The organism is Citrobacter arsenatis, from assembly GCF_004353845.1.
In the GTDB taxonomy this organism is placed as follows: domain Bacteria; phylum Pseudomonadota; class Gammaproteobacteria; order Enterobacterales; family Enterobacteriaceae; genus Citrobacter; species Citrobacter arsenatis.
This window is the reverse complement of record NZ_CP037864.1, coordinates 18,940-33,930: the sequence shown is the minus strand read 5'-3', so window position 1 is coordinate 33,930 and position 14,991 is coordinate 18,940. Positions and strand designations below refer to the sequence as shown.

Annotated in this window: 15 protein-coding genes; 14 read left to right on the top strand and 1 reads right to left on the bottom strand. The window is 50.7% G+C overall.

What is annotated here, in order from left to right; genetic code table 11:
• Positions 1-2: 2 nt before the first annotated feature.
• Positions 3-995, bottom strand: coding sequence for an aspartate--ammonia ligase (gene asnA, locus E1B03_RS01120; protein WP_103769341.1), 993 nt, complete (start codon positions 993-995; stop codon positions 3-5).
• 151 nt (positions 996-1,146) lie between these two features.
• Here asnA and asnC point away from each other — a divergent pair, with 151 nt between their 5' ends.
• The 14 genes from asnC (at position 1,147) to glmU (ending at position 14,677) form a co-directional block, all read left to right on the top strand.
• Positions 1,147-1,605, top strand: a complete 459-nt coding sequence (gene asnC / locus E1B03_RS01115; protein ID WP_003023780.1) for a transcriptional regulator AsnC — start codon at positions 1,147-1,149, stop codon at positions 1,603-1,605.
• An 88-nt stretch (positions 1,606-1,693) separates the two neighbouring features.
• Entirely contained in the window at positions 1,694-2,143 is a 450-nt protein-coding gene (gene mioC, locus E1B03_RS01110) for an FMN-binding protein MioC (RefSeq protein ID WP_103769342.1), read from the top strand.
• 372 nt (positions 2,144-2,515) lie between these two features.
• Positions 2,516-4,405, top strand: a complete 1,890-nt coding sequence (mnmG, locus tag E1B03_RS01105) for a tRNA uridine-5-carboxymethylaminomethyl(34) synthesis enzyme MnmG (RefSeq protein ID WP_103769343.1) — start codon at positions 2,516-2,518, stop codon at positions 4,403-4,405.
• 106 nt (positions 4,406-4,511) lie between these two features.
• Entirely contained in the window at positions 4,512-5,135 is a 624-nt protein-coding gene (gene rsmG / locus E1B03_RS01100) for a 16S rRNA (guanine(527)-N(7))-methyltransferase RsmG (RefSeq protein WP_103769344.1), read from the top strand.
• A gap of 614 nt (positions 5,136-5,749) precedes the next feature.
• Positions 5,750-6,130 carry a F0F1 ATP synthase subunit I gene (gene atpI, locus E1B03_RS01095; protein WP_043018820.1) on the top strand — a complete coding sequence of 127 codons (381 nt, stop codon included), beginning with the start codon at positions 5,750-5,752 and terminating at the stop codon, positions 6,128-6,130.
• A 7-nt stretch (positions 6,131-6,137) separates the two neighbouring features.
• On the top strand, positions 6,138-6,953 hold the full coding sequence (atpB, locus tag E1B03_RS01090; RefSeq protein WP_003023792.1) for a F0F1 ATP synthase subunit A: 816 nt from the start codon (positions 6,138-6,140) through the stop codon (positions 6,951-6,953).
• 46 nt (positions 6,954-6,999) lie between these two features.
• Positions 7,000-7,239, top strand: a complete 240-nt coding sequence (gene atpE, locus E1B03_RS01085; protein WP_003023794.1) for a F0F1 ATP synthase subunit C — start codon at positions 7,000-7,002, stop codon at positions 7,237-7,239.
• 59 nt (positions 7,240-7,298) lie between these two features.
• On the top strand, positions 7,299-7,769 hold the full coding sequence (gene atpF, locus E1B03_RS01080; protein WP_003827022.1) for a F0F1 ATP synthase subunit B: 471 nt from the start codon (positions 7,299-7,301) through the stop codon (positions 7,767-7,769).
• Positions 7,770-7,783: 14 nt separating this feature from the next.
• On the top strand, positions 7,784-8,317 hold the full coding sequence (gene atpH / locus E1B03_RS01075) for a F0F1 ATP synthase subunit delta (protein ID WP_006687767.1): 534 nt from the start codon (positions 7,784-7,786) through the stop codon (positions 8,315-8,317).
• 12 nt (positions 8,318-8,329) lie between these two features.
• On the top strand, positions 8,330-9,871 hold the full coding sequence (gene atpA / locus E1B03_RS01070; protein WP_003023802.1) for a F0F1 ATP synthase subunit alpha: 1,542 nt from the start codon (positions 8,330-8,332) through the stop codon (positions 9,869-9,871).
• 50 nt (positions 9,872-9,921) lie between these two features.
• Entirely contained in the window at positions 9,922-10,785 is an 864-nt protein-coding gene (gene atpG, locus E1B03_RS01065; protein ID WP_003023804.1) for a F0F1 ATP synthase subunit gamma, read from the top strand.
• Positions 10,786-10,811: 26 nt separating this feature from the next.
• Entirely contained in the window at positions 10,812-12,194 is a 1,383-nt protein-coding gene (atpD, locus tag E1B03_RS01060) for a F0F1 ATP synthase subunit beta (RefSeq protein ID WP_133085561.1), read from the top strand.
• Between the two features lie 20 nt (positions 12,195-12,214).
• Positions 12,215-12,634, top strand: coding sequence for a F0F1 ATP synthase subunit epsilon (locus tag E1B03_RS01055; RefSeq protein WP_003023809.1), 420 nt, complete (start codon positions 12,215-12,217; stop codon positions 12,632-12,634).
• A 672-nt stretch (positions 12,635-13,306) separates the two neighbouring features.
• Positions 13,307-14,677: a bifunctional UDP-N-acetylglucosamine diphosphorylase/glucosamine-1-phosphate N-acetyltransferase GlmU gene (gene glmU / locus E1B03_RS01050; protein WP_133085560.1), complete on the top strand. Its 1,371-nt coding sequence runs from the start codon at positions 13,307-13,309 to the stop codon at positions 14,675-14,677.
• The last annotated feature ends 314 nt before the right edge of the window (positions 14,678-14,991 follow it).

Here is a 14,991-nt window from a genome sequence, read left to right as displayed (position 1 = left end):
TCTTACAGCAGAGAGCCGACGCTTTCACGTACCTGTGCCGGCCATACGCCACACTGAACCTGACCAATGTGCGGTAATTGCAGCAGCAACATAGTCAGACGCGACTGCCCAATCCCGCCGCCAATAGTCTGCGGCATTTCTCCACGCAGCAGCGCCTGGTGCCATTCCAGACTCAGGCGATCTTCATCACCGGTCAGAGACAGTTGGTGTTTCAGGGCGTCAGCATCCACGCGGATCCCCATAGAAGACAGTTCAAACGCATCTTCCAGTACCGGGTTCCAGACCAGAATATCACCGTTCAGACCGGCATGACCCAGCTCGGACGCTGAACTCCAGTCATCATAATCCGGCGCACGTACATCATGACGGTGACCGTCACTGAGCTTGCCGCCGATCCCCACCAGGAATACCGCGCCCAGCTCTTTAGCGATCGCACGTTCACGACCTTTTGCATCAAGATCCGGATAACGAGATAACAGCTCCTGGCTATGAACAAAGTGGATCTGTTCTGGCAGGAACGGTGCCAGACCAAACTCTTTGCTAACCGCAGCTTCAGTAGCCTTAATTCCCGCCCAGATAGCCTCTACCGTGCTTTTCAGAGTGGAGAATTGACGCTCACCGTCGCCCATCACGCGCTCCCAGTCCCACTGATCTACATACACTGAGTGCAGCGGAGAGAGTCGATCTTCATCGGGACGCAGGGCCTTCATGTGCGTGTACAGCCCTTCGCCTGCGCTAAAGTCGTGTTGTCCTAACGTTTGACGCTTCCACTTCGCCAGTGAATGAACCACTTCGAATTGAGCGTCTGGTAATGCTTTAACCTTTACCTGCACCGCTTTTTCACAGCCCGACAAGTTATCCTGCGTGCCATCTCCAACGCGGCTGAGGATCGGAGCCTGAACTTCGATCAGGCCTAAACGATCTTCCAGCTGACGAGAAAAATGAGATTTTACGAAGCTAATTTGACGTTGTTTGGCAATGTAAGCGGTTTTCATTATGTGTACTCCTGTGTCCTGTTGCCTATGATTAAGCAACAGAATGGAGGTAATATTCAATAATCAACAAACAAAAAGCCGACTTCGATTTTGATTCGTTAAAATTAACGTCTAAAATAGAGGGAATCATTAATCTACATAAGAAAAACCTATGGAAAATTATCAGATCGACAATCTGGACCGCGGCATTCTTGACGCCTTAATGGAAAATGCCCGTACTGCCTACGCTGAATTAGCCAAACAGTTCGGCGTCAGCCCAGGGACAATTCACGTACGTGTAGAAAAGATGAAGCAGGCCGGGATCATTACCGGCGCGCGGATTGATGTTAGTCCCAAACAGTTGGGCTATGACGTCGGCTGCTTTATCGGCATCATTCTGAAAAGTGCGAAGGACTATCCGTCAGCGCTGGCGAGACTGGAAAGCCTCGATGAAGTGACCGAAGCGTATTACACCACCGGGCACTACAGCATCTTTATTAAGGTGATGTGCAAGTCAATTGACGCATTGCAGCAGGTACTTATCAACAAGATCCAAACAATTGATGAAATTCAGTCCACGGAAACCCTGATCGTCCTGCAAAACCCGATCATGCGTACCATCAAACCATGATCGCTTTTTTTAATACCCTGGTTTTCCACAGGTAGATCCCAGCTCGCTCACAGCGTACAATACGCCCTCTTTATAAAGGTGGGCGATCATGGCAGACATCACTCTTATCAGCGGTAGTACGCTTGGCAGTGCGGAATATGTAGCAGAGCATCTGGCTGAAAAGCTGGACGACGCCGGTTTTTCCAGCGAAATACTGCATGGGCCAATGCCTGAAGAGGTTCCGACTGACGGGATCTGGCTGATTATTAGCTCTACGCACGGTGCAGGAGACATTCCTGACAACCTACAGCCTTTATATGATGCGTTACGTGAGCAAAAACCGGACTTGTCACAAGTGCGTTTTGGCGCAATCGGGATCGGCAGTCGTGAATATGACACTTTTTGCGGCGCAATCGACAAGCTGGAAACCGAACTGAAGGCCTGTGGGGCAAAACAGGTCGGCGAAACGCTCAGGATCAACGTACTGGAACATGAAATTCCGGAAGATCCGGCTGAAATTTGGCTGGGATCGTGGCATCCATTGCTCAGAGTTTTGTAAAGATCGTACTTTTTTATGTGGATAACTCTGGTTAAAAGCTTGGATCAACCGGTAGTTATCCCAAGAACAACCGTTGTTCAGTTTTTGAGTTGTGTATAACCCTTCATTCTGATCCCAGCTTATACGGACCAGGATCACCGATCATTCACAGCTAATGATCCTCAGCAACCTGTTGATCTTATTCAAAGGATCGCCCTTATCCACAGAAACTCGCGATCCTAATAAGAGATCACAATAAAACAGATCTCTAAATAAAAAGATCTTCTTTTTAATACCCAGGATCCCAGGTCTTTCTCCATCGACTAAAGTTGAGTAGAATCCACGGCCCGGGCTTCAATCCATTTTCACACCGCGTTATGCGAGGCAATTACCATGTTTTATCAGGATCCTTTTGACGTCATCATCATTGGCGGGGGTCATGCAGGCACCGAGGCCGCAATGGCCGCGGCGCGAATGGGTCAGCAGACTCTGCTTTTGACACACAATATCGACACTCTGGGGCAGATGAGCTGCAATCCGGCGATCGGCGGTATTGGGAAGGGACACCTGGTAAAAGAAGTGGATGCGCTTGGTGGGTTAATGGCAAAAGCGATCGACCATGCGGGTATCCAGTTTAGGATACTAAACGCAAGCAAAGGGCCAGCCGTTCGCGCTACCCGAGCTCAGGCCGATCGTGTGCTCTATCGCCAGGCGGTACGCACCGCACTGGAGAATCAACCCAACTTGATGATCTTCCAACAGGCGGTTGAAGATCTGATTGTTGAAAACGATCGTGTCGTGGGCGCAGTGACCCAAATGGGACTGAAGTTCCGCGCCAAAGCGGTTGTATTAACCGTAGGAACTTTCCTCGACGGTAAAATTCATATTGGTCTGGATAACTACAGCGGTGGCCGTGCTGGCGATCCGCCGTCTATCCCGCTGTCACGTCGTCTGCGTGAACTGCCGCTACGCGTCAGCCGCCTGAAAACCGGTACACCGCCACGTATCGATGCGCGCACTATTGATTTCAGCGTGCTTGGCCAGCAAAACAGCGATAACCCGATGCCGGTCTTCTCATTCCTGGGCAATGCTTCTCAACACCCGCGCCAGATGCCGTGTTACATCACGCATACCAATGAGAAAACCCATGACGTGATCCGCAATAACCTCGATCGTAGCCCAATGTACGCAGGCGTGATCGAAGGGATTGGTCCACGTTACTGCCCGTCGATCGAAGACAAAGTGATGCGCTTTGCCGATCGTAACCAGCACCAGATCTTCCTCGAGCCTGAAGGACTGACCTCTAACGAAATTTACCCGAACGGTATCTCCACCAGCCTACCGTTCGATGTGCAGATGCAGATTGTGCGTTCAATGCAGGGCATGGAAAACGCGAAAATCGTTCGTCCAGGCTACGCCATTGAGTACGATTTCTTCGATCCGCGTGACCTGAAACCTACTCTGGAAAGCAAATTTATCCAGGGTCTGTTCTTTGCGGGCCAGATTAACGGTACAACCGGATACGAAGAAGCTGCCGCACAAGGCATGCTGGCGGGTCTGAACGCCGCACGCTTGTCTGCTGAGAAAGAGGGCTGGGCGCCGCGACGCGATCAGGCTTATCTTGGCGTACTGGTGGACGACCTGTGCACGCTGGGTACTAAAGAGCCGTACCGTATGTTTACCTCACGCGCAGAATACCGTTTGATGCTACGTGAAGATAACGCTGACCTGCGTCTGACTGAAATTGGCCGTGAACTGGGTCTGGTGGACGATGAGCGTTGGGCTCGCTTCAACGAGAAGCTGGAGCGCATCGAACAAGAACGCCAGCGTCTCAAATCAACCTGGGTAAACCCGTTAGCGGAATCTGCAGCTGAAGTGAACGCTCACCTGGCAAAACCTCTGTCACGTGAAGCCAGCGGTGAAGATCTGCTGCGCCGCCCGGATATGACCTATGCTCAGTTGACCTCTTTATCTGCGTTTGCACCTGCGCTTGATGATGCTCAGGCCGCGGAACAGGTTGAGATTCAGGTGAAATACGAAGGGTATATCGCTCGCCAGCAGGAAGAAATCGAAAGACAGCAGCGTAATGAAAATACCCTGTTGCCTGCAACGCTGGATTATCGCCAGGTCTCTGGCTTGTCGAATGAAGTTATCGCCAAACTGAACGATCACAAACCGGTATCGATCGGTCAGGCATCGCGCATTTCCGGTATTACGCCTGCCGCCATCTCCATTCTGCTGGTATGGCTGAAAAAACAAGGTATGCTGCGCCGCAGCGCGTAACATTTGAACATCGCCCGGTGGCGCTGCGCTTACCGGGCCTACAGAACCCCGTAGGGCGGGTAAGCAAAGCGCCACCCGCCAGTAAGCATCTCAACAGGTATTTACCGTGCTCAATAAACTCTCTCGTCTGCTGGCTGATGCCGGTATTTCTCTTACCGATCACCAGAAAAATCAGCTGATTGCGTATGTCGATATGCTGCACAAATGGAATAAAGCGTACAACCTGACTTCGGTACGGGATCCTAACGAAATGCTGGTGCGCCATATTCTGGACAGCATTGTCGTTGCGCCGTATCTGAAGGGGGAGCGTTTTATTGACGTGGGGACGGGACCGGGCCTGCCGGGCATTCCGCTCTCTATCGTGCGCCCTGAAGCCCATTTCACACTGCTGGATAGCCTGGGAAAACGTGTCCGTTTCTTGCGTCAGGTGCAGCATGAGCTTGCGCTGACTAACATTACTCCAGTGCAAAGCCGCGTCGAAGAATTCCCTTCAGAGCCACCGTTCGATGGGGTTATTAGCCGTGCTTTCGCGTCACTCAATGATATGGTGAGCTGGTGTCATCATTTGCCGGGCCAGGATGGGCGTTTTTATGCGCTAAAAGGGCAGTTGCCTGCAGATGAAATTGATGCATTACCTATAGAATTTAGCGTCGAGTCAGTCGAAAAATTACGCGTTCCGCAACTGGATGGTGAACGTCATTTGGTGGTTATTAAGCCAAACAAAATTTAATTTTTATCAAATAAATTAGAAAAAAAACGGCTATTCAGGTGTTAAAAGTCATAGGGAATAGTGTGGTTAAAAGCCGTTACATTTCACCAGTACCTTACGGTTTTGCATCATAACTATAACGTACCGTTTTTTGTTAAAAACGAAACAAGTCAGTTGTGAAAATATCAGTCTGCTAAAAATAGAACCGAAGAATCACCCTTTGTGTTAATTTTTTATTATAAATGTCAATGAGTGGTTTTTTTGTTGTTAGGTGTTGTTTTTGAAATAGTGGGTATTTTTACGCTTAAATATCAAAAAGATGAAAAGGCATCATTTGCCACGTAAATAAATTATGCGAAGGTGAATATGTTCAATATGTGATCTGGTGCACGCTTTACCGCCAGTGTTTACGCGGCATTTGCAGTTTTGCATGATCGTTCACAGTTTGCCTAAAAGTGATAAATGTGGGGTGGCGAAAAATATTTAAACATTTATTCACTTTTTAGCTACTTATTGTTTGAAATCACGAAGGCGCACCGTATAATTTGACCGCTTTTTGATGCTTGACTCTAAGCCATAAAGAACGTTTTATACGACACGCGGCATACCTCGAAGGGAGCAGGAGTAAAAACGTGATGTCTATGTCGCTCTTGAGTCGAAACGTTGCTCGTAAGCTTTTGCTCACACAGCTTCTGGCGGTAATAGCAAGTGGATTGCTGTTTAGCCTCAAAGACCCTTTCTGGGGCATCTCCGCGTTGTGCGGTGGATTGGCAGTGTTACTGCCTAATGTGTTGTTTATGATATTTGCCTGGCGTCACCAGGCGCATACACCAGCTAAAGGTCGAGTAGCCTGGACGTTCGCTTTCGGCGAAGCCTTCAAGGTGTTAGCGATGCTGGTTTTGCTGGTGGTGGCGTTGGCTGTTTTGAAAGCGGTATTCATGCCGCTGATCGTTACGTGGGTTTTGGTGCTGGTGGTTCAGATACTGGCGCCGGCTGTAATTAACAACAAAGGGTAAAGGCATCATGGCTTCAGAAAATATGACGCCGCAGGATTACATAGGACACCATCTGAATAACCTTCAGTTGGACCTACGTACATTCTCGCTGGTGGATCCGCACAACCCCCCAGCCACCTTCTGGACGCTCAATATTGACTCCATTTTCTTCTCGGTGGTTCTGGGTCTGTTGTTCCTGCTTATGTTCCGTAGCGTTGCTAAAAAGGCGACCAGCGGCGTACCAGGTAAATTTCAGACCGCGATTGAGCTGGTAATCGGCTTTGTGCATGGTAGCGTGAAAGACATGTACCATGGCAAAAGCAAGCTGATTGCTCCGCTGGCCCTGACGATTTTCGTCTGGGTATTCCTGATGAACTTGATGGATTTACTGCCTATCGACCTGCTGCCGTACATCGGTGAGCATATCTTTGGCCTGCCGGCTCTGCGTGTGGTTCCGTCTGCTGACGTGAACATCACTCTGTCGATGGCTCTGGGCGTATTTATCCTCATTCTGTTCTACAGCATCAAAATGAAAGGCATCGGTGGCTTCGCGAAAGAGTTGACGCTGCAGCCGTTCAATCACTGGGCGTTCATCCCTGTCAACTTAATCCTTGAAGGGGTAAGCCTGCTGTCCAAACCAATTTCTCTTGGTCTGCGACTGTTCGGCAACATGTATGCCGGTGAGCTGATTTTCATTCTGATTGCTGGTCTGTTGCCGTGGTGGTCACAGTGGATCCTGAATGTGCCTTGGGCCATTTTCCACATACTGATTATCACGCTGCAAGCCTTCATATTTATGGTTCTGACGATTGTCTATCTGTCGATGGCATCTGAAGAGCATTAATTTACCAACACTACTACGTTTTAACTGAAACAAACTGGAGACTGTCATGGAAAACCTGAATATGGATCTGCTGTACATTGCTGCCGCTGTGATGATGGGTCTGGCGGCAATCGGTGCTGCGATCGGTATCGGCATCCTCGGGGGTAAATTCCTGGAAGGCGCTGCGCGTCAACCGGATCTGATTCCTCTGCTGCGTACTCAGTTCTTTATCGTTATGGGTCTGGTGGATGCAATCCCAATGATCGCTGTAGGTCTGGGTCTGTACGTGATGTTTGCTGTCGCGTAGTAAGCGTTGCTTGAATTAAGAGCAATATCAGAACGTTAACTAGATAGAGGCATTGTGCTGTGAATCTTAACGCAACAATCCTCGGCCAGGCCATCGCGTTTGTCCTGTTCGTTCTGTTCTGCATGAAGTACGTATGGCCGCCGTTAATGGCTGCCATCGAAAAACGTCAAAAAGAAATTGCTGACGGCCTTGCTTCTGCAGAACGAGCACATAAGGATCTTGACCTTGCAAAGGCCAGCGCGACCGACCAGCTGAAAAAAGCGAAGGCGGAAGCTCAGGTAATCATCGAGCAGGCGAACAAACGTCGCGCTCAGATCCTGGACGAAGCTAAAACTGAAGCAGAGCAGGAACGTACTAAAATCGTGGCACAAGCGCAGGCGGAAATTGACGCCGAGCGTAAACGTGCTCGCGAAGAGCTGCGTAAGCAAGTTGCTATCCTGGCTGTTGCTGGCGCCGAGAAGATCATCGAACGTTCCGTGGATGAAGCTGCTAATAGCGACATCGTGGACAAACTTGTCGCTGAACTGTAAGGAGGGAGGGGCTGATGTCTGAATTTATTACGGTAGCTCGCCCCTACGCCAAAGCAGCTTTTGACTTTGCCGTTGAGCACCAAAGCGTTGACCGTTGGCAGGATATGCTGACGTTTGCCGCTGAGGTGACTAAAAACGAACAAATGGCAGAGCTTCTTTCTGGCGCGCTGGCGCCGGAAACGCTCGCTGAGTCGTTTATCGCCGTGTGCGGTGAGCAGTTGGACGAAAGCGGCCAGAACCTGATTAGGGTGATGGCTGAAAATAACCGTCTGAATGCGCTCCCGGATGTTCTTGAGCAGTTTATTCACCTGCGTGCAGCCAGTGAGGCTATCTCTGAGGTAGAAGTCACTTCTGCCAATGCACTGAGTGATGAACAGCTTACGAAGATTAGTGCAGCGATGGAAAAACGTCTGTCACGCAAAGTTAAGCTGAATTGCAAAATCGATAAGTCTGTAATGGCAGGCGTAATCATCCGAGCGGGTGATATGGTCATTGATGGCAGCGTACGCGGCCGTCTTGAGCGCCTTGCAGACGTCTTGCAGTCTTAAGGGGACTGGAGCATGCAACTGAATTCCACCGAAATCAGCGAACTGATCAAGCAGCGCATTGCTCAGTTCAATGTTGTGAGCGAAGCTCATAACGAAGGTACTATTGTTTCTGTAAGTGACGGTGTTATCCGCATTCACGGCCTGGCCGATTGTATGCAGGGTGAGATGATTTCCCTGCCGGGTAACCGTTACGCAATCGCACTGAACCTGGAGCGCGACTCCGTAGGTGCTGTTGTTATGGGTCCATACGCTGACCTCGCCGAAGGCATGAAGGTTAAGTGTACGGGTCGTATTCTTGAAGTTCCGGTTGGCCGTGGCCTGCTGGGTCGTGTGGTGAACACTCTGGGTTCCCCGATCGACGGTAAAGGTCCGGTTGATAACGATGGCTTCTCGCCAATCGAAGTTATCGCACCAGGCGTAATCGAACGTCAGTCCGTCGACCAGCCAGTACAGACCGGTTATAAATCTGTTGATGCCATGATCCCAATCGGTCGTGGCCAGCGTGAGCTGATCATCGGTGACCGTCAGACAGGTAAAACTGCGATGGCAATCGACGCCATCATCAACCAGCGTGACTCCGGCATTAAATGTGTGTACGTGGCTATCGGCCAGAAAGCGTCCACCATTTCTAACGTGGTTCGTAAACTGGAAGAACACGGCGCACTGTCCAACACTATCGTTGTGGTGGCGACCGCGTCTGAATCTGCTGCACTGCAATATCTGGCACCATATGCCGGTTGCGCAATGGGCGAATACTTCCGTGACCGCGGTGAAGATGCGCTGATCGTTTACGATGACCTGTCTAAACAGGCTGTTGCTTACCGTCAGGTTTCCCTGCTGCTCCGTCGTCCGCCAGGACGTGAAGCATTCCCGGGCGACGTATTTTACCTCCACTCCCGTCTGCTGGAACGCGCATCCCGCGTAAACGCGGAATACGTTGAGAAGTTCACCAATGGTGAAGTTAAAGGTAAAACCGGCTCCCTGACCGCTCTGCCGATTATCGAAACCCAGGCGGGTGACGTTTCTGCGTTCGTTCCGACCAACGTAATCTCCATTACCGATGGTCAGATCTTCCTGGAAACCAACCTGTTCAACTCCGGTATTCGTCCGGCAGTTAACCCGGGTATCTCCGTATCTCGTGTAGGTGGCGCAGCGCAGACCAAGATCATCAAGAAACTGTCCGGTGGTATTCGTACCGCACTGGCGCAGTATCGTGAACTGGCAGCGTTTTCTCAGTTCGCTTCCGACCTGGATGAAGCTACGCGTAAGCAGCTGAGCCACGGTCAGAAAGTAACTGAACTGCTGAAGCAGAAACAGTATGCCCCAATGTCTGTAGCACAGCAGGGTGTGGTGCTGTTTGCGGCTGAACGCGGTTACCTCGAAGATGTGGAACTGGCGAAAATCGGTAGCTTCGAAGCCGCTCTGCTGGCTTACGTTGACCGTGACCACGCTCCGCTGATGCAAGAGATCAACCAGTCCGGTGGCTATAACGATGAAATCGAAGGCAAGCTGAAAGCTATCCTCGATTCCTTCAAGGCAACCCAGTCCTGGTAACGTCTGGCGGTCTGCTTTAGGGCGGACCGCAAGGCATTGAGGAGAAGCTCATGGCCGGCGCAAAAGAGATACGTAGTAAGATCGCAAGCGTCCAGAACACGCAGAAGATCACTAAAGCGATGGAGATGGTCGCCGCTTCCAAAATGCGTAAATCGCAGGATCGCATGGCGGCCAGCCGTCCTTATGCAGAGACCATGCGCAAAGTGATTGGTCACCTTGCGAATGGTAATCTGGAATATAAGCACCCTTACCTGGAAGAACGCGACGTTAAACGCGTGGGCTACCTGGTGGTGTCGACCGACCGTGGTCTGTGCGGTGGCTTGAACATTAACCTGTTCAAAAAGCTGCTGGCGGATATGAAAACATGGTCCGATAAAGGCGTTCAGTGCGATATCGCAATGATCGGCTCTAAGGGCGTGTCTTTCTTTAACTCCGTTGGCGGTAATGTGATTGCTCAGGTAACCGGTATGGGGGATAACCCTTCCCTGTCCGAACTGATCGGTCCGGTTAAAGTGATGCTGCAGGCCTACGATGAAGGTCGTCTGGACAGACTGTACGTTGTCAGCAACAAATTTATTAACACCATGTCTCAGACGCCAACCATCACCCAACTGCTGCCTCTGCCGGCATCAGATGATGATGAATTGAAGCGTAAATCCTGGGATTACCTGTATGAGCCAGACCCGAAAGCGCTGCTGGATACCCTGCTGCGTCGTTATGTCGAGTCTCAGGTTTATCAGGGCGTGGTAGAAAACCTGGCCAGCGAGCAGGCCGCACGTATGGTGGCGATGAAAGCCGCGACCGACAATGGCGGCAGCCTGATTAAAGAGCTGCAGTTGGTATACAACAAAGCTCGTCAGGCCAGCATTACTCAGGAACTCACCGAGATCGTCGGTGGTGCATCCGCGGTATAACCAGGTTAATTCGTAGAGGATTCAAGATGGCTACTGGAAAAATTGTCCAGGTAATCGGCGCCGTGGTTGACGTCGAATTCCCTCAGGATGCCGTACCGCGCGTGTACGATGCTCTTGAGGTACAGAATGGTAAAGAGAGCCTGGTGCTGGAAGTTCAGCAGCAGCTCGGCGGCGGTATCGTACGTACCATCGCCATGGGTTCTTCTGACGGTCTGCGTCGTGGTCTGGAAGTTAAAGACCTCGAGCACCCGATCGAAGTCCCGGTAGGTAAAGCAACTCTGGGTCGTATCATGAACGTCCTGGGTCACCCGATCGACATGAAAGGCGATATCGGTGAAGAAGAGCGTTGGGCTATCCACCGCGCAGCACCTTCCTACGAAGAGCTGTCCAGCTCTCAGGAACTGCTGGAAACCGGCATCAAAGTTATCGACCTGATGTGTCCGTTCGCTAAGGGCGGTAAAGTTGGTCTGTTCGGTGGTGCGGGTGTAGGTAAAACTGTAAACATGATGGAGCTGATCCGTAACATCGCGATCGAGCACTCCGGTTACTCCGTGTTTGCGGGCGTAGGTGAACGTACTCGTGAGGGTAACGACTTCTACCACGAAATGACCGACTCCAACGTTCTGGACAAAGTATCCCTGGTATATGGCCAGATGAACGAGCCGCCGGGAAACCGTCTGCGCGTTGCTCTGACCGGTCTGACCATGGCTGAGAAGTTCCGTGACGAAGGTCGTGACGTTCTGCTGTTCGTTGATAACATCTATCGTTACACCCTGGCCGGTACAGAAGTATCCGCTCTGTTGGGTCGTATGCCATCAGCGGTAGGCTACCAGCCGACCCTGGCGGAAGAGATGGGCGTTCTGCAGGAACGTATCACCTCCACCAAGACCGGTTCTATCACCTCCGTACAGGCGGTATACGTACCTGCGGATGACTTAACTGACCCATCCCCAGCAACTACCTTTGCTCACTTAGATGCAACCGTAGTACTGAGCCGTCAGATCGCATCTCTGGGTATCTACCCGGCAGTTGACCCGCTGGACTCCACCAGCCGTCAGCTGGATCCGCTGGTTGTTGGTCAGGAACACTACGACACCGCGCGTGGCGTACAGTCCCTGCTGCAGCGTTATCAGGAACTGAAAGACATCATCGCCATCCTGGGTATGGATGAACTGTCTGAAGAAGATAAACTGGTGGTAGCACGTGCGCGTAAGATCCAGCGCTTCCTGTCCCAGCCGTTCTTCGTTGCGGAAGTATTCACCGGTTCTCCGGGTAAATACGTATCCCTGAAAGACACCATCCGTGGCTTTAAAGGCATCATGGAAGGCGAATACGACCACCTGCCAGAGCAGGCGTTCTACATGGTTGGTTCTATCGACGAAGCCGTAGAAAAAGCCAAAAAACTTTAACGCCTTAATCGGAGGGTGATATGGCAATGACTTACCACCTGGACGTCGTCAGCGCAGAGCAACAAATGTTCTCTGGTCTGGTCGAGAAAATCCAGGTAACGGGTAGTGAAGGTGAACTGGGTATTTTCCCGGGTCACGCACCGCTGCTCACCGCCATTAAGCCTGGTATGATCCGCATCGTTAAACAGTTCGGTCATGAAGAGTTTATCTATTTGTCCGGCGGCATTCTCGAAGTGCAGCCTGGCAGCGTGACCGTCCTGGCTGATACCGCGATTCGCGGACAGGATCTCGATGAAGCGAGAGCCCTGGAAGCGAAGCGTAAGGCTGAAGAGCACATCAAGAGCTCTCATGGTGACGTGGATTACGCTCAGGCATCTGCGGAACTGGCCAAAGCGATCGCGAAACTGCGCGTTATCGAGTTGACCAAAAAAGCGATGTAACACCGGCTTGAAAAGCACAAAAGCCAGTCTGGTTTCCAGGCTGGCTTTTTTTATGGTTTTGTTTCAGTAAAAGTGGAACTAAAAAGCTGTTTTATTATTTTGTGACGTACATCACAAAAATCTTGATCGGTTAAAAAATGAGGCGTAGACTTCTTTTTGTGGTGTATGTCACATAATTAATCCGGATAAAAACAGGATACCAACATGAAACTGATTAACAAAATCATCGCACTTTTCAGCAGCATGGAAGTTTAGTCTTCCCCGAACTGCTCTGTGGCGCGATGCTTCATACAGTTATCAGCTCGCGCCATCTGTTAATAATTCCCCTCTTCCCCCTTTTTGTTATTAGCTCGCTCTCCATACTCCCTCTGTTTTCTTGTGTACTTTTTCTGCTTCTCACTGAATCGCATCAATAAAATTGTATTTTCTTTTGTATCTCTTTATTCATGCAGTAAAAAAATAGCAAAAACATTAACCTAAGGCTTTAATAAGAGCAGACTCCTGGTTTTTGGGAGACAAAAGCCGCCGATATAGACGAAAATAGAGGCTTATCTGGTGGGGGGATTTTCCCTATTGAACGTTTTATCTTCGGTCCATTTCACGATGAAAAAAATGTAGTATTTTCAATGTGAAACGGTATAAATTCGTTCTCAAATTATAGTCAGGACGTGTATGTTGAATAATGCTATGAGCGTCGTGATCCTTGCCGCAGGCAAAGGCACGCGTATGTATTCCGATCTCCCTAAAGTGCTGCATACCCTCGCAGGAAAACCGATGGTTCAGCATGTCATTGATGCCGCTAATGAATTAGGTGCGACTCACGTACATCTGGTCTATGGACACGGCGGTGATTTGCTTAAGCAGACGCTACAAGATGGCAACCTGAACTGGGTTCTGCAGGCAGAGCAGTTGGGTACCGGCCATGCTATGCAGCAGGCGGCGCCGTTCTTTGGTGATGACGAAGACATTTTAATGCTCTATGGCGATGTGCCGCTGATCTCTACCGATACCTTGCGTCGCCTGCGTGAAGCCAAACCGCAGGGCGGCATTGGTTTGTTAACGGTAAAACTGGACGATCCATCCGGCTATGGGCGTATCACGCGTGAGAATGGTAACGTCACAGGTATTGTTGAACACAAAGATGCCACTGACGAGCAGCGTCAAATCCAGGAAATTAACACCGGCATCCTGATTGCCAACGGCGCAGACATGAAGCGCTGGCTGTCCAAACTGACCAACAACAATGTGCAGGGTGAATACTACATCACCGATATCATCGCGATGGCGTATCAGGAAGGGCGCGAAATTGCTGCGGTTCACCCGGCACGTATTAGCGAAACTGACGGTGTGAATAACCGCCTGCAGCTCTCCCGTCTTGAGCGTATTTATCAGTCCGAGCAGGCAGAAAAACTGCTGCTGGCGGGCGTGATGCTGCGCGATCTTGCACGTTTTGATCTTCGCGGTACGCTTATTCACGGGCGCGATGTTGAAATTGATACTAACGTTATCATTGAAGGTAACGTAACCGTTGGGGATCGCGTCAAGATTGGCACCGGCTGCATCATCAAAAACAGCGTAATTGGTGATGGTTGTGAGCTTAGCCCCTACAGTGTGGTGGAAGATGCCCATCTGGAAGCCGCTTGCACCATCGGTCCTTTCGCGCGTCTGCGCCCGGGCGCAGAGCTGCAGGAAGGCGCGCACGTGGGTAACTTCGTCGAAATGAAAAAAGCGCGTCTGGGTAAAGGCTCTAAAGCCGGTCACCTGACCTATCTGGGCGATGCGGAAATTGGCGATAACGTGAACATCGGTGCGGGTACGATCACTTGCAACTACGATGGCGCCAATAAATTTAAAACCATTATTGGCGATGATGTGTTTGTCGGTTCCGACACTCAACTGGTGGCACCTGTCACCGTGGGTAAAGGCGCTACTATCGCGGCGGGGACGACCGTAACTCGCGATGTTGCCGATAACGAACTGGTATTAAGCCGTGTGCCTCAGGTCCATAAACAGGGCTGGCAGCGTCCGGTGAAGAAGAAATAGTTTATTTTTGCCGGATGGCGGCCTACGTGCGGTGACGTTCTGTAGGCCTGATAAGCGTGAGCGCCATCAGGCAGACAAGAGATGAGGGGATAATATAATCCTCCGCTCAACAAGCAGTACCTATAAAAATAACCCCACTCTCTACAAGGCTCGGGGCGCCCGGAATACGGGTATTACCCAAAGTATTTCGCGCTGTAGCAAGGCGGCAAGCTTGGGAATCTACGGGAGCTTACTAAAGTAAGTGACCGTAGTGAGCAAGCGTAGCCAACGTAGCTACGGAGTGAAAAACGAAGGGGAAACAGGTTGACCGACAA

Coding starts and splice junctions, on each gene's coding strand:
- atpI (WP_043018820.1), top strand. CDS start 5,750: ATGTCTATGTCGCTCTTGAGTCGAAACGTTGCTCGTAAGCTTTTGCTC.
- atpB (WP_003023792.1), top strand. CDS start 6,138: ATGGCTTCAGAAAATATGACGCCGCAGGATTACATAGGACACCATCTG.
- mnmG (WP_103769343.1), top strand. CDS start 2,516: ATGTTTTATCAGGATCCTTTTGACGTCATCATCATTGGCGGGGGTCAT.
- glmU (WP_133085560.1), top strand. CDS start 13,307: ATGTTGAATAATGCTATGAGCGTCGTGATCCTTGCCGCAGGCAAAGGC.
- atpH (WP_006687767.1), top strand. CDS start 7,784: ATGTCTGAATTTATTACGGTAGCTCGCCCCTACGCCAAAGCAGCTTTT.
- atpG (WP_003023804.1), top strand. CDS start 9,922: ATGGCCGGCGCAAAAGAGATACGTAGTAAGATCGCAAGCGTCCAGAAC.
- atpA (WP_003023802.1), top strand. CDS start 8,330: ATGCAACTGAATTCCACCGAAATCAGCGAACTGATCAAGCAGCGCATT.
- atpD (WP_133085561.1), top strand. CDS start 10,812: ATGGCTACTGGAAAAATTGTCCAGGTAATCGGCGCCGTGGTTGACGTC.
- E1B03_RS01055 (WP_003023809.1), top strand. CDS start 12,215: ATGGCAATGACTTACCACCTGGACGTCGTCAGCGCAGAGCAACAAATG.
- atpE (WP_003023794.1), top strand. CDS start 7,000: ATGGAAAACCTGAATATGGATCTGCTGTACATTGCTGCCGCTGTGATG.
- asnA (WP_103769341.1), bottom strand. CDS start 995: ATGAAAACCGCTTACATTGCCAAACAACGTCAAATTAGCTTCGTAAAA.
- mioC (WP_103769342.1), top strand. CDS start 1,694: ATGGCAGACATCACTCTTATCAGCGGTAGTACGCTTGGCAGTGCGGAA.
- asnC (WP_003023780.1), top strand. CDS start 1,147: ATGGAAAATTATCAGATCGACAATCTGGACCGCGGCATTCTTGACGCC.